This is a genomic window from Xanthobacter sp. BG11Y11_SDJG (assembly GCF_057364445.1).
This window is the reverse complement of record NZ_JBNFNU010000048.1, coordinates 1-16,660: the sequence shown is the minus strand read 5'-3', so window position 1 is coordinate 16,660 and position 16,660 is coordinate 1. Positions and strand designations below refer to the sequence as shown.

Genomic DNA, 16,660 nt, shown 5'->3' with positions numbered 1-16,660 from the left:
GCCCGACGCGCCCCGCCCCGGGCGGCGGCGGCCTCGAAATTCCAGCTGGCGCCCAGGGCGCCGCCCGCGGCGTCGGCATGTTTTCTCGGGCAGTTGCCGGATCTGGCGAACATGGGCGCGAACGTGCTGTTGTCCGGCGCGGACACGGTTTCTCAGGCCGTCGGCGGGCCCGAGATCGGCTTCCGCTTCAAGATGCCGTCCGAGGTCATTCCGGACGCAGCCGGCAAACTGGCGAGTTCGTTCGGCGTGAAGGTTCGTGATCCGAAGGACATGTCGATCTTCGAGCGAGCGATGTACAACGCCAACGCCTACGGGACGCTGGGCGTCCTTTCGGGTGGGGCTCTGGCTCCGCTTGCCGCCTCCCGAGCGGCTTCCGGCGCTGCCAGGCTGCCCAAGTTCGGCGACACGCTGCTCGAGAGCTACTCCGCCGCGCCTGGTCGCGCCGTGTTCGGCGAGGCGCTCGCGGGAGCCGGCGCCGGGGCGGGCAAGACGGCATCGGAAGCGCTTGTGCCTGACGATGTCAGGCAATCGGGGACAGTGGGCGCCGTGGGCGGCGCACTGAGCGACCTGTTCGCGATGCTCCTCGGCGGCACGGCGGGTGGCATCAGCGCCAATCTGGCAACGGGCCTCCCCCAGGCCGCGGCGACCGCGCGCGGCTACGCGCGCGCGCCGGAGATTCCCGTCGATCTGGAAACCGGAAGCTGGGCGCGCAATCGCGATGCCGATCAGGCGGCGCGCTATGTCCAGCGGCACGCGACCAACCCCCAACAGGCCGCGGAGAACATCGCAGCCGGCGCCAACGAATACCGGGCGATGGAGGCGCCGGTTCCGTCCGTCGGCGCCCTCTCCAAGGATCCCGGCGTTGCAGCCGTGGCGGCGGCGGAGCGCAACCGAAATCCCTCGAAGTTCGCCCAGCGGGACATCGATATGCGCGATGCTGCCATGGGAGAGCTCACGGGCATGGTTCCGCCCGGCGCTGATCCGCGGCGCGCAACGGAGTTCATCCGCGGCGAGGTGGACAACCGCATCGGCGAAGCCAGGAGTGCCGTGACCGCCGCCGAGGGCAACCTGGCGGCTGCGGAGCAGGCTCAGCGCGAGGTCGCCGGCCGGGTCGCGCCGTATGCCGGCCGGCGCGGCGACGCGAGCGTAGCCCTCGATCGGTCCATTATCGCGGGCAGCCTCGAGCCCATGGACGAGGCGCGGCGCGCCGCGTTCAACGCGGTGCCGCGGGATGCTGAGGTTCCCGGGGCAGCCCTCACCCGATGCGCCGCGGCGCGGTTCGCCGTTCGGCGCAGCACCTGCCAGAAAACGCCCGGGCCGAGGTTCTGCCCGAGCGCTGGCTTCAGGACTTCGAGAGCCTTCTGCAACGAGACGCTCGGGGCCACGTGACCGGCGTTCGCGACGTCTCGTTCGGCACGATCAACGATCTGCGCCCCATCCTGGCGGCAGAAATCGCCCGCGCCCGACGCGATGGCGCACCGCCTCCCTACATCGACAATCTCGAGCGTCTCCGGCTCCAGATCAATCGGGCCACGGAGCAGCAGCCGGAAGCTCAGGAGGCCATGCGCCACTTCGAGCAGGTCTATGCTCCCGTCTGGGGGCGGCAGGCCGGCGAAGCCTATCGCTTCAGGCAGGAGCTCAACGTTGATCGGCGCCACCGGACCTCGGCGCCGCCGACGGCGACGGCCGGCCGCTTCCTTGCGACCGGGCCGGGAGCTCGCGAGAAGGCCGAGGCGCTTGCCCGGGTGGTCCGCTCGATCGACGATCCCACGAACCGCGCCGCGGCCGAGGATGCCGTGCGCAGCTACATCATGAGCGATCTGACGCGGACCATTGGAGCAGATGGCCGGATCAGCGCGAGCTATCTTGCGCGATGGTTGAATGGGCCGAGCGGATGGGGCGAGGCGCTCCTCCAGTTTCCGTCCGTTCGCGCGGAGGTGCAGCGGCTGCTAGACGACGTCAGGGCGGGCCACGCCACGCGCAATCGAATGGCGGGCGAGCTGGAACGCGCCGGGGCGTCGCTCCAGCGCACGCGCGCCGACGTCGACGCCTCCGCCCTCGCGGTCACGCTGGGCAAGGAGCCGACCAAGGCGGCCGCGGCGGTCCTCAATAGCGGCGATCCCGAACGCGCCATGCGCGAGGTGGTGGACACGGTCTCCCGGGATCCCGCAGCCAAGGCAGGTTGGGAGCGCGCCGTGACCGAGCACCTGATCCAAAAGGCGACGACCGCGGCGCCGGGCGCGATCAGCGAAGGCACTTTCGCGCCAGACTTCCGGCGCCTGGCCGAGACGTTCCGTTCATACGAGCGGGCCCTTGCGGTGCTCTACACCGGGCAGCCGGGCAAAATGCAGGCGCTGCAGCGCGCCCAGAAGCTGCTGGAGGCCGGCGCTCGGGCAGCCGCCACCGCGGCGCCGGGTTCCGTGGACGACGCGAACCGCGGCCTCTGGCGGGTGCTTGAGCTCGGCCTGAAGGCGACGTTTGGCATGCTGAAGGGTGGCGGCATCAACCGAACCCTGAAAGTCGCCGTCGGTGCCGACGCAAATTCCGAGTCGATGGCTCAGCGCCTCATCACGCGCATGATGTTCGACCCCGAGCTCGCCGAGCACCTGCTGACGCGCGAGGTCAAGGACGTAGGGTCGGCGGCCTGGAACGGGAAGCTGCTGCGGCTGATCGGCTTGACGGAGGCGGCCAAGGAGGTCGGTAATTGGGACTGAGCGCGAGAGAGCTCTGACGCCTGGCGATTGCTCCCAGCGCTCTGGAGGCAATTCGCCATGGCCTACCGGACGAAGCCATTCCCGGCGCCCACTGTTGACCTAGAAGCGCGATTTCTCCTCGCGAAATATACGACCAGGCAGCTTGCCGCGAAGGTCGGGGTGAGCCCAAGGACGATCGATCGCTACGTTCAAGCTGGGTATCTGCACGAGCCGCTGCGAACGCCGGGCGGGCATGCGCGCTTCGACGAGACGCACGTCGAAGCGATCCTGGCGGGCCAGGCGGAGGTTCGAGAAGCTGCCGAGGCGGCCCGCCTCGCGGCAGAAGAGGCTGCCAAGCGCCCCCGCACCCGGCGGGGGATGAGCTACGATCAGTTCTTCGCCCGGCTGGAGTGGCGGCGCATGCTCGCCCAGTGGGATTACGAGGCGAAGGAGCGGGCCGCCAAAGGCGAGCCGCCGCCAAAGTCATGGGACGATGCCGCGAAAGCCTTCCGGGGGTGGCTCAAGCAGGAAAAGGAACGAGAGCGGGCCGAGAAAGTGGCCAAGTCGCAGTTGCTGGCAACGTGGCTGGCTCCGCCCGACGCGCCGACGGCCCCGAAGAAGGGCGGGCCGAAGGAAAGGTAGGGGCGCGCGGGCTCGCATTGCCGAACTGCAGGAAAGAGCCGCCATGTGCAGCGAAATTACCCTGGCCGAGGTCACCAAGAGCCTGCGCCGCATCGCGGTCTCTGCCGAGGCCGAAGGCGGCGCGCCCGGCCTGTCTGTGGCTCGCGCCGCCTGGATGGACGTGGCGAAGCTGAACTGCCTCGTGGTGGACAAGAGCGAGAGCGCGGACATCGTCCACACGATCAGCGATAAGCCGATGTCCGAAGTGGAGTGGGTGGCGGCATATGGGGTGGCTTAATGCTGGTGGCCCCGTCCGATGTCTGCAATAGTTGTTCAGTTTAGATTACAAATTACAGCGCGGCATCTATCTCATCTTTTCATATATGACGACGCGGTTGCGCCCTGCACCCTTCGCCTCATATAGTGCGTGATCTGCCTTGTTGATCAGATCGGCCGGTGATGACGTGCGGTCGATCTTGGTGACGGCAACGCCGATGCTGACCGTCACCGCTTCGAGGTCGGCTTCCGTCGGGCACGGGATCATCGATTGGATCGCGGCGCGCATGCGCTCGGCGATCATCATGGCGCCGTCCCTTTCGGTCGCCGGCAGGATCGCGACGAATTCCTCGCCGCCGTAGCGGGCCGCGAAGTCTCCGGGTCTGCGGATCGAGTGGGAGATTTGCTTGGCAATGCGTGCGAGCACCACGTCGCCCACGCTGTGCCCGTGCTTGTCGTTGACGCGCTTGAAATGATCCACGTCGATCAGAAGAACCGCGAGGGAAGTCCGATGCCGCACAGCGCGGCGAAATTCCGTGGTGAATGCCAGATCAAATGCCCGGCGGTTCGGGAGACCAGTCAACTGATCGGTCACGGCAAGAACTTCGAGCTGCTCTTCCATGTCCTGGCTGCGCACCAGTGCCAGGCGCAGGAACCGGATCAGGACGATGAGCAGGACGCACATGGCTGCCGTCAATGCGAATGACGTCAAAGCGCTTTCGGTCCATTCGCTCATGGCTGCATCGGTAGAAATCCCGACTGAGAGATAGAGCGGAAAATCACCGATTTTCTTATAAAGATAGTAGCGCATCACCCGGTCGAAGACGGACCGGTCTGCGAAAGGTTCGTCGGGTCCTTTCAGTATGCGCTGAAACACGGGTGATGAGGCGACGCTCGCGCCGGTGTTGCCTTTCCCGTCGGTCGAAGGGTGCCTCAAGATCACCGTCCCGTCCGCGCGGGTAAGTGCGATGACACTCTTGGGACCGAGATCCACATTGTCCAGCAGCGATCGGAAAAACGCGATTCGCAGGGCAGCCATGACAACGCCATCGAACTGATCGCCTGGGCCGGTGACGCGGCGGCTCAGCGCAATGCTGGGATCGCCGTTCCGCAATCGGCTCTCAAACGGCGTGCTGACATAGGTCCCGAGGCGGCCCTCCTTATGGGCTGTAAAATAGTCGCGGTCGGCGAAATTTCCCACCCGCGGCGGTACGGCGCCGGAATCGTAGACGATGGTGCCTTCCCGATCGAGGACCAGCATTGACCCCAGGAATTGAGCGCTGGCGGCCCGATCGAAAAGCACCATCTGGCGAATGTCTGGCGGAAGTTCGCTCACACCAGAGGTGGCGACCGCATCCTCCACGCCACGCAGGGAAGATCGATCACGCTGAGATTTCGGCCGATTGAGGCGGCGACGGTATTCAGTACGTTCTCGGCCGAGTGCACCGCCAAAAGCCACGTCGCCTGATAGGACCGCCGCAGCGCCAGAGTCTGCGCGACAATGATGATCCCGATCAGGGCTGCCACCAGGAGCGGCACGTATCCGCCACGAACCAGCCGCCGCATTCCTAAACCCGCTTGGCCGGAAGGCTTAGTTCCAGGCGCTACATTCAAGGAGCGAGCCGGGCAACCTCTGAGGGACATCGGCCGCCCGGCTCTTCGCCCGCCCGGTCAGGGCTTGGACGGACGTTAGGTCAATTTTTTATAGCAGGTGCCAGCTTCGCCGCGGACAAAAGACCGTGCGATCCGGGGCCAAAATGTGCAGCCTATGGTCGGAGACCGCGACGGAACCGCTTCCCTAGATTGCATTTCTCCTTCCTTAACGTTACGCCCCATTCGGCAAGGGAGTGATCGGCTGGGGATTCGCAACGAATGGATTTCAGGACTGTCGCTGTTCGAGACTGGATGCGCGTCGTTTGCTACGAACGGTTCTGCGCTTCCGTGCCCGACATTATGCTTGGCCAATGGCCAGCATCTTTCGATAGGGGCATGGACAAGCCCTGGAAGCTCTGGATTGCCGACACCGACGCCGAACGTCGAGCGCTTGATCGGGCGCTCGGTCAGCCAGTGCCCTTCAGCAAGGGCTGGCCGGATTTTCGTGCGGGACCGGATTTCGTCAACTCGGGGCCGAGCCGCGGAATTGCTTTCGTCGCGCTCTACCCACCTCCGGCGCTCGGCCTGCCTTGGATCACGCTTCGCTCCATGCCGGGGAGCCCGATAGGCTATCGCCATCGTTATGTCTGGGCGTGCGACGAGACGCTCGCCGATGCAGTGGCCCATTTTCGGAGCTTCTCTGAAGCCGATCCGAAAGCCGCGCGCTTCCTTCCGGCGGGTGGGCCTGATCGGTCGATCGACCAACAAGCCCGCGACGGCGCGTCCACGGGCTGACCCTGCAAACCGGAGACGCGAAGTCAGGCCCCACGCCAGAGATGGAGAGCCGGGCGACAGGCGGGGGACCGCCGCCCGGCCCTTCCTCGCGCCGCACCTCATGCATCACCGCCGCTTCTCCTTGTCCGCCATTTCGTGCGCATGATCCTCATGGGCGGTCATCCGCGCAATGGCCTCGGCCGCCGCGATCAGCCTCGGGTGCGGTTGTGGCCGGCGGCCCCGTCAGCAGGCGTGCGCCGATGGCATGGGACGAGCCGTGAGCCGCGGGCGGGCCATGCGGGGCGCGGCGCCGGAGCCGCTCATCGGCTTAGCGAGGAGTGAGCCGGGCAGCCTGCAGGGGGTGACCGCCCGGCTCCCCACCTACCCGGTCAGGGCTTGGGTAGGCGCGGAACAGAATACCGGGAAATGGCCTGCCGCGCCACGCTCCCTCCCCTAACGAAAGGCGGGGCTTTTGACCTATCAGGTCCCGTCTTGCCGCACCCCGCGCGCCACAATTTGCAGGGCGCCGGCGGGCAGGGGACGTTGCAGCACCTTGGCGTCTTCCCAGGGGGCGCCCATCCAGATTTCGAACTCCTCTGGCTCGGTCAAGATCACCGGCATCGCCTTGGGGTGTATGGAGGCCACCGGCTCGCTCGGCTCGCATGTCAGGAAGCCGTAGAGGTCGGCGGTGACCTCGCCCTCGGCCTTCTTCCGTGTGCTGGTCCACGAGCACCAGAGTCCGGCAAAAAAGGCGAGGGGGCGCCCCTTGTCGAAAGCGAACCACACCGGCACCTTCTTCCCTTCGACGGTGTCGTACTCCGAGAAGCTGGTGAACGGCACGAGGCATCGGTGCGCCGTCCCGAGCCAGCGCCGCCAGTGCGGCGAAGCCGTGTTGCGGATGTTGGTGACACCCGGATCTGTGGTGCGGCCCTTCAATGCGAACACCGGGCTCGGCATCCCCCAGCGCGCCATCGCCAGCTCGCGACCCCCTTCGGCGCCCGTCCGCACTATCGGCGCGGAATAGTCCGGGAAGATGCCGGGCAGCGGCGGAAGGTTGCCGGTGCGGTCACGCATGGCGCGAGAAAGCGCGATGATGGCGGCTTGGCCCTTGGTCAGGCTGTAGAGGTTGCACATCAGCCATCACTCCGCCGCGTCGCCGTTGTCCACCACCAGGCGCACGCCCGCGCCGGGCGGATTGTCGGGCGGCCGCGGGGCCTCCACAATGTCCGGCAGATAGATCCCGCAGCGTGGCGCCAGCTTCGGCTGCCGCCGCTTGATCGCATCTGGCCGGGGGTAGGGGCAAGGGTAGGCAAGGCGGCTGAGGACCACTTCAAGGTCCGTGTCCGCCCCGTAGCGCTCGGCCAGCCGCGCCAGCCGCATACGGCCGCGTCGCTGGCACAGGACGCAGGCGATGCGCACGATCACATAGGGATAGTCCACCAGCCGGAGCATGGAGCATCGATTCCACAGACGGGGAGTTTGTTCCATATTTGTTCTTCATTCGCTGAGGCGATCCACCACCTCCGGCGACGCGCTGTTGCTCACACGCCACGCTCACGCCTGAGTTGCTTAACCAACCGTTAACGCGTCTCGACAGTCGGCTGCATATCTCAGAGGATGCCCGAAAAGGTAGAGGGGATGGGGATGCGCAGCGGGGCATTGCGCGTCGGAGCAGCTGCGGCCGCGGCGTTGGTGCTGGCCGGATGCGTCACGACGGAAGTGGCACGGTTTCAGCCTAAGGGGCAGCAAGAGGCGATTGTCCGAGACGGGCAGCCGGCCCTCGTTTCGAAGCGAACGAAGACGGTCGCGCTCATTCGGCCCGCCGCCCGTGGCCTGCAGCCTGGCGCCCGGCCGGTGTACGTGGTCGGCGTCCTCAACGCGACCGGCACCCCGATCACGCTTCGAGCCTCCGATATCACGGTCGAGCAGTTGGTCGACGGCGAGCCCGCCCATGCGCTGAAGGTCTACTCGTACGAGGATCTCGTGCGGGAGGAACAGACCCGCCAAGTGGTCGCGGCAATCCTGGTGGGCGTCGCCGCCGGCGCCAACGCGGCCGCTGCCTCTAGGTCCGGCTATTACACGAACACCTCGCAAGTCTACTCGCGATACGGCACCGCGACCGTCGTCACTAGCGGTTATAGCCCCACCGCGAACGCCATCGCCCAGGCCAATGCCTCGTACCAGAACGCGCAGATGATCGACGCCGCGGTCGCGCGGGGCCAAGCGAACCTGGCGAACCTGGAAAGGGACGTCATCAAAGACAACACGATGATGCCGGGGGAGTGGTATGGAGGCCAAGTCGTATTCGACCCGCCGCAGACCACGACGGGAAACCAGAAGGCCTATCGCATCACGATCAACGTGGGAGGCGAACGCCACGAAGTCGACGTGTCCCAAGAGGCCCCCGCCAGGACCTGATCGGGCGCTGCCGTGGTCGTCGCCAGACGCGCCTAGGTGGCAGCGCCTGGTCGTCTGGAGCGGCACCCTAGGCCTTTCTGTCGTGCTGGCGGCGCTGCCCCTGGCAGGCCCCGTTCTTCGCCTCCTGCGCCAATTGGCGCGACCCTAGGCGGTCATCGTGCAACGCCGGCGCATCCAGGTCGTTTCCGGATTGGCGGCGCTGATCGTGCTTGGGGTGCTTTCGGGCAGGAAGGAGACGCCCGCGCCCCCGACTCCTCCGGCTCCCTTGGCACCGCCGGCGCGCTCGGCCCTGGTCTCTCCATCGAGCCCCGCCGTCCAATCGCCCTCTCAGGCCGCGCCGCCGGTTCGGCACCCGTCTGCCGCCGCCGCGGTGCGCTTGCGGGTCACAGGAACGGGCGTCGCGCTGCGCGGGGAGCCTTCTCGCGATGGCGCGATCCTGGATCGACTCTCCCGGCCTTTGGTGGTGGAGGCTCTGGAGAGCACTGGCGAGTGGGTGAAAGTGCGGCACCCCGTGACGGCTGTGGAAGGTTGGGTGTTCGCGAAGTTGCTCGAGGCTGAGGGAGACGCACCGCAGCCGGAGCAAAAGCCGCGGCCCGTGCCGCAGGTCCAGCCGCCTAGCGTTCCGGCTTTATCCGCTGCGGTGATTGTTCAGCGCCTGATGGCAGAGTCACGGGCGGCTTATCCCGGCTCGTGCGCGTGCCCGTATGACGTCGATCGGGGTGGGCGGCGCTGCGGTGCGCGGAGCGCCTATTCGAAGCCGGGCGGGTATGCGCCCATCTGCTACGAAAGCGACGTGACCGCGGCGATGATCGCAAAATTTCGTCAGAGGTGAGCTTGCGATAGAAGACTTTTTGCGCGGGGAGGGGGCACCAATCGAAATTGGCCTTGTCTTGTGGGTTATTCGCCCCTTCAATCTCGAAATGATATAACATATCTTCTGCTGCGGTGATGAGATTGTATCTAGAAAAACATCCTCTGGTTGAGCATGCTCGTTGGCCCTAGCTGGGTAGTGGAAACGCGGGGGAGTCCTCAGTGAGCCACTTCTGGTCTTCACGGATGAGAGCAGAGAGAAAATGACACGCATCGCGGTGGCGATATTCGGCGGCTTCGCGATGCTATCTGCTGCTGTGTTTTTCGCTGTCCCCCGCTACGAACTTGTAGGTTCAAATAGCGTTGGGATGCGGCCCTCAGCCGTCATGATCGAGACCTGGACCGGCAAGACGTGGGCGCTGAAGTGTCTGGATAGTGAATGCTCAACTTTGGCTTGGCAGGTTCCGCTCTTCGCCGTCGAGCCGACGCTGGGGGTGCCTGTCACGCCCGGAACCAACAAATAGCAGACCTGAATTCGATACTAACGCAGCGGTGCCTAGCTTAGCTCAGCCACGGCCAGGCGATCAGCGGGTCGACGGGAGAGCCATCGGGCCGGCGCTCGTAGTCCGCGAGGCGGAAACTCCAGCGGGCACCCGCGCGAACCCATGACAGTGGACCGTAGTGAGTGTCCACCTCCCCCCGCTCGCTCGCGAACACAGCATCCAGGCGCGTGATCTTGCCGGGTGCGTCGAGAACGCGCCGTTGGCTTTCGTCGGCAGCATCGATGATGGCGGGGAAGGGGTGCCACCGGATGCGGGGCAAGCCGAACGCGATGGCTGCAGCGAGCGCTTCGCGCGTCCATGTAGCCGTCGCTCTCGAGGCGGAAGCTCGCCGAGCAGAGGCCGCCGCGCCCGAGCGTTTCGACCATGTTTGGCTTTGGGGCTTCGGGGCCCTACTGGACCCCGGTGGCCATGGGTTGCCGCGGTGGACTTTGCACCGCCGCGTCGGCCCCGAAAAATGCTTGCGGGTGCTGCGATAGATGAAGCGGCCGCCGCATTCTACGCATGACGCCTCCCATACATAGAGCGAGGTTTCGGTCCCATCCTCACGCCAGAAAGGGTCGATGCGAACGAACCGATATTCCTGACCTTTGTAAACCCGTTTCATGTCTTGCCCTCGCAAGCAGCACTTGCCAGCACCTGCGGGCGCCGACGATTGTTGTTGATCCCAACTGCTGCCAGTGCTGCTTGCGCAGGAAAGAAAAGCATTTTTCCCTCTTTTTATTAATTTCATATTTGATCCACTTGTCGCGCTTTCTTTCTTTCGTGCGCAAGCAGCAGTGTCAGCATTCGGTCAGTCAGGCTCAGCTGGCGTGGCCCGCCCCGCCGCACGCTCGGCGGCATCTGCCTTAATCCGAACCTTTATGGATGCGCGCCGAGCTCGCTCGTGGGCGGCCCTTTGTGCGAAGCGACCGTGGACCGCGGGATTGATGGTCCAATGTGGGTGCCTGCCCTCGACCGGCGCGGCCCAGCCGGCGGTGCACAGCGCAGCCATTGCCCTTTGGACGCGAGCTTGCCTTGCGGGGCCCGTCAACCTTCGGATGGGCCGATAGTTCGTATAGAGGTCTCGCTCCCGGATTTCCTTCCGCTCGTCGGCCAGGACATAGCCGGCGATCCAAACGGCGTCGGAACCCTCCCCGCGGCTTCCTTCGGCGCTGCGCTCGACATACCAACGGTGCGGCAGCGCATAATCCAGGAGGAACCTCGCCGCCGCACGCGCGGTGTGCTCTCCGATCACGGGGAGCGGCGGTTCGATGGGGAGATCGCTCGCGCCCGCGCTGCTCGCCCATTCGATGAGGTGGAACAGCAAGGCGATCCTGGCCCATTCGCCTTCGAGCTTGCTGACCCATTCGCGAAGGCCAGAAGGGAGGTCCAATTCAGATAGCCACTGGTTCGCTTCGCCCAGCAGTTCCCGGCGAACGATGTCCGCGGGCGGCGCAAACCGGAAAGTGTCCAAGAAATCGGAGAGGCTCCGCAGTGCGTGGAGGTTTTCGGCTGCCGCGTGGATCGCGTTTTCGGCCGCCGTGTCGGGGGCCTGGTCGATGTCGTCGGACTGCCGGTCGATATGGACGATGAGGAAGCGTTGCAGAATGCCGTCCGAAGCCAGCCCGGCGTAGTGCTGGCGCAATACTTCCGGCTGCATGCCGCCGAGCATGCTCACGGCGACAGACGGCACGTGCACCGGTTCGCGGGACACTCGAATCACGCTGTAGGGTTGCCCCTGCTTTGCGCCGAGCCAGAATTCGCGGTCCTTGCTGCCCGCCCCCTTCTGCCGGTAGGCGTCAAAACCTCCGATCCAGCCGGCAAGTTCGTCCCGGACGCAGGCCAGGCCTCCCGGGTTATCAGCCAACACCGGCGCGAGCGCCTCCACCGTGGCGTCATTGACCATGACGGCGCGATGCCGCGGCCGGGTCGGCGCATTCTCTGCAGTGCGCTGCTCGCCTGATCCGCCCGGCTTTTTCCAGCGCGTGACCGCGTCATTGTATTGGGCCCGCCGCCTGTCGTTTTCCTTGTCCAGCTGGGCCTGAATTCGATAGAGCGGCTCGCAGGCAATTTTGATGGCGGGGGATTTCTTGGCGCCCGGCGCACCGTGCAGCATCCCCCACAGGATCGGCCTTTCCTTGTGGCCAGTGTCGTGCTGCTTCACCTGGATCTGCAAACTCGCCGGAACGATGCCGCTCAGGGCGACAAGGGCCGGCATAGCAATGCACCCTGGATCGTAGCCGCCGAGCCGGTGAGCCGCGTCCCGCGCCCATCGATCCAGCAGGTCGGGAAATATGCCATGCGGCAGCTGCGGCGGCGGAAGCATCTCGGCCCACAAATCTTCAGGTTCGGGCCAGAGATCCGACTGCGAGCCGTGGGGCGGCGGCGCTCCCAACGCATCTGGTGAGATTCCCGCGGCCTGCAGCACATCCGCGCCGGCGGCATCCGTGTCGATCCCAAATTCCACATCCACCAGCGCGTTGCCCGCGTCCCTCTTGGCGTAGCGGTAGGCGTTCTCGACCTTGCGCTCCAGCTCCTCCACCGACCACGGCGGCGCGCAGCGCTCGTTCCAGTGCTCTAGCATCAGCGCCAGGCACTCCCCCTCGCTGATGCCGTGGTCGCGCACGCGGTAGGCGACCTCCAATGCGGTCTGGTCCCCGAAGGCACCCTCGATCGCTTCCGGGGCATCGTGGGACAGCCAATGCGCCACACGAGCGATGTCTTGAGGCCGGTCGAGGAAATGGTCGTTGCCGGTGCGCTCCTGCTTGGCGGAGCGTGAGCACAGCTTCAGTAGGTCGGCCGGCGCCTCGGCGATCGGAAGGTCGTCTAGGACCGTGTAAACCCCGTCCTCGCGCTGCGTGCCCGCCAGGAACACGAACCCGGAGCGGCCGCGGATGTCGAGGCCCGGCATTGCCTGCTCGACGCTGTTCGCTATCTGCGCGTCGGTTCGGTAGAAGAAGTGCCAGCCCCCGGTGGGGGACCGCTGTGTGTAGGTCGGCGGCAGTGCGTCGAGGGCCTGCAGGTTCTCCAGCGACCGGGCCCCCTGCTTCCCTTTCTTCACGTCGAAATCAAGGATCAGGCCGCAGATCCCGCACGGTTTGGCGTCGGGCCAACGCGCCCACCATCCGCGGATCGTATCCTCGTCAGTGGTCGCGAGGCTCGGGAAGCCGGCGAGCGGCTTTCCGGTGTCCGGCCGGTGGGGGAAGACGCGAATGCCGCGGCGCGCCGCCGCGAGAGCATGGTGGAGCATTTCCGGCGATGCATCGCGCTCCGCCGGGGCCGATGCGGCCGGCAGCTGCGCGAAAGGCAAATCTGCGCCCCCGAAACTGCTCCCTCGGGCGTCCTCCGCCGGGGCATCGCGGAAGTGCACAGATTGCTCAACGCTCACTTCTGCTAGGTCACCGTCTTCGGCGAGCCAGCCTTCGGCTTCTCGAACCAACGCCTCGATATCAAAGCCAAGGGGAGGGGCGGGGACGATCCGAGGTGCGGGTGCGGGAGCAGGGGGTGGGGCAGATGCCGCGTTGTGCTCCATCGCCTGCTGAAAGATCAGGCCAAGGGAGCTCATCGTTCTCCCCGTTCGGAAAGGGGGCCGATAGCCATCACAGACTCTGCGATCCGCCGAGAACGCCTTGAATTCCCGCTTCCCGGCGCCAGGTAGACCGTCTCTACCCGGCCGGATTGGCCCTTGATAAACAGAGAGAACGCGAGAGCACCTTCACGAGGAAGGAGTTCATGTGCTATGTTCATTTTGTCGAAACCTTATCTTGAGGCCCGGTGCGCTCTGCCAGCGTGTCGGGCCTTTTGTTTTGCCGTGATCGGATTTCGTCATCCGCCGGGGCTGAGTTGGCAGCCGTTTTTCAGCAGGAATTGCCGCCATACCTCGTGAAGGTGGCTGGGCGCCCGAACGGTCAGCCTGCGCGGGTGGCGGAGGCCATCGAACGTCGTGGCTTCAAACACCAGCGGAGATGGCGGGAAAGGCTCGGTGAGGAGGGTCTCGGCCGCAATCGAAAAGGCCAGCTCCATGCTCGACGGCTCGAAGTCAGCGGGTGCGACGTCACCGTCGCACGCTCGATCTCCGAAGACGATAATTTGCGGGTTTGGCGCCAGCTTCAGTAGGCGCCTGGTAAGACCAGACAGCTTTCCGGGGCCTGGTCTCAGGTACAGGCTTGCGATCGGCCCGCGGTTTGTCTGCGCGAGGAGCACAAACGGGCCCGTGCAAGTGACGGGCGGCTCATCTTCCCACTCCGGAGCCGGGAAGGAAGCGTGGGCGTTCACGCGGCGCACTCCCGCGGATATTCCGACGTGGAGGCGTATGCACGGGCCGCCGCCCAATCCCTTAGATCGCTCTGCCGATAGACGATCTTGCGAGGCGAAAGGCGAAGGAAGGTGGGGCCGCCGCCGTATACACGAAACTTGGCGAGGCTCGATTCGCTCAACCCGAGAACCGCCGCAGCGGCCTTAGGAGCCAGGTAAGGTTCTGCCGGCTGCATTCTGAAACTCCTGCGGATGGACAACATATCCACGGAAGTCTGCTGATTGCTCCGAGGTAGAACGAGGGTCCTAATTCAATGGGTGTCGGTTCGGCCTTTGGGTCGACCTTTGGCGTTCCATGCCTCCGCAAAAGGAAGGCGACGCACTCTTGCCGCTGCCAGGGCGCGCGCCCTCACCTTCCGCACGGTTTCCTTCCAACTATGTATTCCTTCTCTATTGCAGTCCATAAAGCTTCTCGGTCAGCGGGTGGCGGAGCCTCCGCAATCATCGACAGTATATGTTCGAATATTTTACCATGCTTGTTCTTGTGTCCCGATGAAGGCTTCGGTCCTCGCGCCGCGGGCCAAATCGCGCGGAGATCAGCAGCGTTCACTTGGGGCAAAGTCCAGCGAAGAGCACTGTCCGCAAGCGAATATACGTGGGGCCCGACCACTTCATCTTCAACTGCAATGCGAACCTGACTCCAGTCATCCGGGGCAATTGATTCAACCTCCCCGTTCGCGTTCACCCCCTGGAGGCGAAGCCGGGCGCCCTCGATGAGACGGTCGTGCAGCTGCTGAGCCCCGAAACTGGAGCTGCCAACGATAAGCGACGCACGTGGGCGGGAAATGCCTCGCACCAATCGCTCGGGTCTCTTGGCATGAGACAACAAGCCTAAGCGCATAGCTCCAATTAGGCCCGGGGGCACGCGCCTCCCTCCTTTGGTGCGATGGGGTCCGGATGTGGCTTCCGCAGCGGCAGTAAAAAGCCAATCGCCACTCTCGATCCAAATCACGGCTGCGCCCAGCGACCACCATTCGGCTTCGCGAAGCGAGGCGGGCTTCATCCACTGGCCTTCCGAGGCAACTCCACGACTTCAGCGGGAGGCCCGCCCTTCATGGCGGCAGAAATGGTGCTTCCAATGGCGTCAGCAGCGCGCCGAAGCGGGTCCGCGTCCAAGTGGCTGTATCGTGCCGTTGTGGCAGGCTGGGCATGGCCCAGCAGTTTGCCCACGATCGTCAGCCCCAAGCCGGCGCCCGCGCCCACACTGGCGAAGGAGTGGCGAAGGTCGTGGAGACGGACGCCCTCGAGCTGGGCCCGCCGGCGAACCGCTGACCACGGGCGGTTGATGTCCCGGCGCGGCTTGTCCGGATCATCGCCGGCGACGACGAAATTTCCTACGCGCGGAAGAGCGGCCAGAACGCGCAAGGCGGCGGAGCTGAGTACAAGGGGCTTTCGGCCGGTCTTGGAGTCGGGGAGGAACGCGAGGCCCCTCTCGAAATCGATCTGGTCCCACCTCAGGTGAAGGATCTCCCGCAGCCGGGCGCCAGTGAACAGGAGAAGGCGAACCGCGGCGACGGCATGCGGCCCGAGCACGACGCGACGGTTCTCCACCTTGGGGGCATGCTTGGCCTTGGCGCCCTGCTCATCGACCTCGTAGGGCAGGCCGACCGTCTCCGCTTCCTCTAGCGCTGCCCCAAGGTGCGCAAGTTCGTCGGCCGTGAGAAAGCGCTCGCGGCCGTTCTCGCGGTACTTCTCGATTCCTCGGGCGGGGTTCATGCCTTCAGGCACCAAGCCCCGGCCGCCGGCCCACGCATAGAGCTTGCCGACGATGGCCAGCATGCGGTTGGCCTGGATCGGTCGTCCCGCCATATCGGAATGGAGCCTGGCGACGTCCGCACGCTGGAGCGATGAGGCCTTGCGCGAGCCGAGGGCCGGTTTCAAATCGCGCTCGATGATCCCTCGATAGCCGACGGCCGTGCTCGCCTTTCGCTTGGCTTCCACGTGGTCCTTTAGAAATTTGTCCGCGAGGCCTGACAGGTTGGGCCCCTCTCGCTCGCGCGCTCTCTCTTGGGCGGGATCCCTGCCGCGCATTGCATCGGCGACGATCAGCTTAGCTTGCTCGCGGGCCTGCTCCGGTGTCAGCTTCCCGACCGTCGCTATGGTCACCCGCCGCGTTGGGGCGCTGCGGCCTCTACCGGCCCGGTACTTCACGACGTAGCTCATGGCCCCGGACGGGCGCACTCGAACGCCGAAGCCCGGCAACTCCGCATCCCATGCGAAAAACTCCGCAGATGCGGGCTCTAGGCCGTCGACTAGGCGTTTGGTGATCTTTGCATTCATAACCGGCCCGAAAAGCTGGATTGGGAACCACGGGGGAACCACCCGGAGGGCATTGACGGGCATTCTATGGAACCCTAATGAACCCCGCTAGGCGAAAAATGAGGGAGCTGTCTAGCTTTAGCCATCCGGCGGAATTATCGGGCATGGATCGCACTAAGACTGAAAATCGCAGTGTCGGTGGTTCGATTCCGCCCCTGGGCACCATTTCACCATCCAGCAGCGTCCGAAAATGTCCAATATCGCTTTGATTTCAAAGAGATAGGCGCTCCTGACGTCCAGTCTGATCCCATCTCGTCCGCTTGAATCCTGTAGGCATGTAGGCAAGTTTGTAGGCGTCTC

The 16,660-nt window shown here is 65.2% G+C and carries 15 protein-coding genes and 1 tRNA gene; 9 read left to right on the top strand and 7 right to left on the bottom strand.

Features of this window, described 5'->3' with window-relative positions:
- The 4 genes from AC2W7M_RS06995 to AC2W7M_RS06980 form a co-directional block, all read left to right on the top strand.
- A partial coding sequence (locus AC2W7M_RS06995) for a hypothetical protein (RefSeq protein WP_486131192.1) occupies window positions 1–1,389 on the top strand: 1,389 nt, incomplete at its 5' end.
- On the top strand, window positions 1,386–2,714 hold the full coding sequence (locus tag AC2W7M_RS06990; RefSeq protein WP_486131190.1) for a hypothetical protein: 1,329 nt from the start codon (window positions 1,386–1,388) through the stop codon (window positions 2,712–2,714). The genes AC2W7M_RS06995 and AC2W7M_RS06990, both read left to right, overlap by 4 nt.
- Before the next feature lie 57 nt (window positions 2,715–2,771).
- Entirely contained in the window at window positions 2,772–3,335 is a 564-nt protein-coding gene (locus AC2W7M_RS06985) for a MerR family DNA-binding transcriptional regulator (protein WP_486131188.1), read from the top strand.
- Window positions 3,336–3,378: 43 nt separating this feature from the next.
- Window positions 3,379–3,612: a hypothetical protein gene (locus AC2W7M_RS06980; protein ID WP_486131186.1), complete on the top strand. Its 234-nt coding sequence runs from the start codon at window positions 3,379–3,381 to the stop codon at window positions 3,610–3,612.
- A gap of 66 nt (window positions 3,613–3,678) precedes the next feature.
- On the opposite strand, the gene AC2W7M_RS06975 is transcribed toward AC2W7M_RS06980, so the two are convergent.
- Together AC2W7M_RS06975 and AC2W7M_RS06970 are read right to left on the bottom strand one after the other, a co-directional pair.
- Window positions 3,679–4,953, bottom strand: coding sequence for a sensor domain-containing diguanylate cyclase (locus AC2W7M_RS06975; RefSeq protein ID WP_486131184.1), 1,275 nt, complete (start codon window positions 4,951–4,953; stop codon window positions 3,679–3,681).
- Entirely contained in the window at window positions 4,923–5,129 is a 207-nt protein-coding gene (locus AC2W7M_RS06970) for a hypothetical protein (RefSeq protein ID WP_486131182.1), read from the bottom strand. Before AC2W7M_RS06970 ends, AC2W7M_RS06975 begins: the two co-directional genes overlap by 31 nt.
- Window positions 5,130–5,579: 450 nt before the next feature.
- Here AC2W7M_RS06970 and AC2W7M_RS06965 point away from each other — a divergent pair, with 450 nt between their 5' ends.
- Window positions 5,580–5,978, top strand: coding sequence for a hypothetical protein (locus tag AC2W7M_RS06965; RefSeq protein ID WP_486131180.1), 399 nt, complete (start codon window positions 5,580–5,582; stop codon window positions 5,976–5,978).
- A gap of 459 nt (window positions 5,979–6,437) precedes the next feature.
- On the opposite strand, the gene AC2W7M_RS06960 is transcribed toward AC2W7M_RS06965, so the two are convergent.
- Window positions 6,438–7,091 carry an SOS response-associated peptidase gene (locus AC2W7M_RS06960; protein ID WP_486131178.1) on the bottom strand — a complete coding sequence of 218 codons (654 nt, stop codon included), beginning with the start codon at window positions 7,089–7,091 and terminating at the stop codon, window positions 6,438–6,440.
- Window positions 7,092–7,097: 6 nt separating this feature from the next.
- The gene (locus AC2W7M_RS06955) at window positions 7,098–7,409 is read right to left on the bottom strand and encodes a hypothetical protein (protein ID WP_486131176.1); all 312 of its coding nucleotides are present in this window, start codon (window positions 7,407–7,409) and stop codon (window positions 7,098–7,100) included.
- 186 nt (window positions 7,410–7,595) lie between these two features.
- Here AC2W7M_RS06955 and AC2W7M_RS06950 point away from each other — a divergent pair, with 186 nt between their 5' ends.
- The 3 genes from AC2W7M_RS06950 (at window position 7,596) to AC2W7M_RS06940 (ending at window position 9,709) form a co-directional block, all read left to right on the top strand.
- Complete coding sequence (locus AC2W7M_RS06950) at window positions 7,596–8,375, top strand: hypothetical protein (protein WP_486131174.1); 780 nt, start codon at window positions 7,596–7,598, stop codon at window positions 8,373–8,375.
- A 157-nt stretch (window positions 8,376–8,532) separates the two neighbouring features.
- Window positions 8,533–9,207, top strand: a complete 675-nt coding sequence (locus AC2W7M_RS06945) for an SH3 domain-containing protein (protein WP_486131172.1) — start codon at window positions 8,533–8,535, stop codon at window positions 9,205–9,207.
- Window positions 9,208–9,448: 241 nt separating this feature from the next.
- Window positions 9,449–9,709 (top strand): hypothetical protein, encoded by a 261-nt coding sequence (locus AC2W7M_RS06940; RefSeq protein ID WP_486131170.1) that lies wholly within the window; start codon window positions 9,449–9,451, stop codon window positions 9,707–9,709.
- A gap of 829 nt (window positions 9,710–10,538) precedes the next feature.
- Here the strand turns inward: AC2W7M_RS06940 and AC2W7M_RS06935 are convergent.
- The 3 genes from AC2W7M_RS06935 to AC2W7M_RS06925 form a co-directional block, all read right to left on the bottom strand.
- Window positions 10,539–13,292 (bottom strand): DUF3987 domain-containing protein, encoded by a 2,754-nt coding sequence (locus tag AC2W7M_RS06935; RefSeq protein ID WP_486131168.1) that lies wholly within the window; start codon window positions 13,290–13,292, stop codon window positions 10,539–10,541.
- Between the two features lie 260 nt (window positions 13,293–13,552).
- On the bottom strand, window positions 13,553–13,750 hold the full coding sequence (locus tag AC2W7M_RS06930; RefSeq protein ID WP_486131166.1) for a hypothetical protein: 198 nt from the start codon (window positions 13,748–13,750) through the stop codon (window positions 13,553–13,555).
- Between the two features lie 1,290 nt (window positions 13,751–15,040).
- Window positions 15,041–16,321 (bottom strand): tyrosine-type recombinase/integrase, encoded by a 1,281-nt coding sequence (locus AC2W7M_RS06925; RefSeq protein ID WP_486131194.1) that lies wholly within the window; start codon window positions 16,319–16,321, stop codon window positions 15,041–15,043.
- A gap of 127 nt (window positions 16,322–16,448) precedes the next feature.
- Here AC2W7M_RS06925 and AC2W7M_RS06920 point away from each other — a divergent pair.
- Window positions 16,449–16,525: transfer RNA gene (locus AC2W7M_RS06920), tRNA-Phe, on the top strand.
- Window positions 16,526–16,660 lie beyond the last annotated feature (135 nt).

Coding starts and splice junctions, on each gene's coding strand:
- AC2W7M_RS06930 (WP_486131166.1), bottom strand. CDS start 13,750: ATGGAGCTGGCCTTTTCGATTGCGGCCGAGACCCTCCTCACCGAGCCT.
- AC2W7M_RS06950 (WP_486131174.1), top strand. CDS start 7,596: ATGGGGATGCGCAGCGGGGCATTGCGCGTCGGAGCAGCTGCGGCCGCG.
- AC2W7M_RS06965 (WP_486131180.1), top strand. CDS start 5,580: ATGGACAAGCCCTGGAAGCTCTGGATTGCCGACACCGACGCCGAACGT.
- AC2W7M_RS06960 (WP_486131178.1), bottom strand. CDS start 7,091: ATGTGCAACCTCTACAGCCTGACCAAGGGCCAAGCCGCCATCATCGCG.
- AC2W7M_RS06935 (WP_486131168.1), bottom strand. CDS start 13,292: ATGAGCTCCCTTGGCCTGATCTTTCAGCAGGCGATGGAGCACAACGCG.
- AC2W7M_RS06925 (WP_486131194.1), bottom strand. CDS start 16,321: ATGAATGCAAAGATCACCAAACGCCTAGTCGACGGCCTAGAGCCCGCA.
- AC2W7M_RS06940 (WP_486131170.1), top strand. CDS start 9,449: ATGACACGCATCGCGGTGGCGATATTCGGCGGCTTCGCGATGCTATCT.
- AC2W7M_RS06980 (WP_486131186.1), top strand. CDS start 3,379: ATGTGCAGCGAAATTACCCTGGCCGAGGTCACCAAGAGCCTGCGCCGC.
- AC2W7M_RS06985 (WP_486131188.1), top strand. CDS start 2,772: ATGGCCTACCGGACGAAGCCATTCCCGGCGCCCACTGTTGACCTAGAA.
- AC2W7M_RS06955 (WP_486131176.1), bottom strand. CDS start 7,409: ATGCTCCGGCTGGTGGACTATCCCTATGTGATCGTGCGCATCGCCTGC.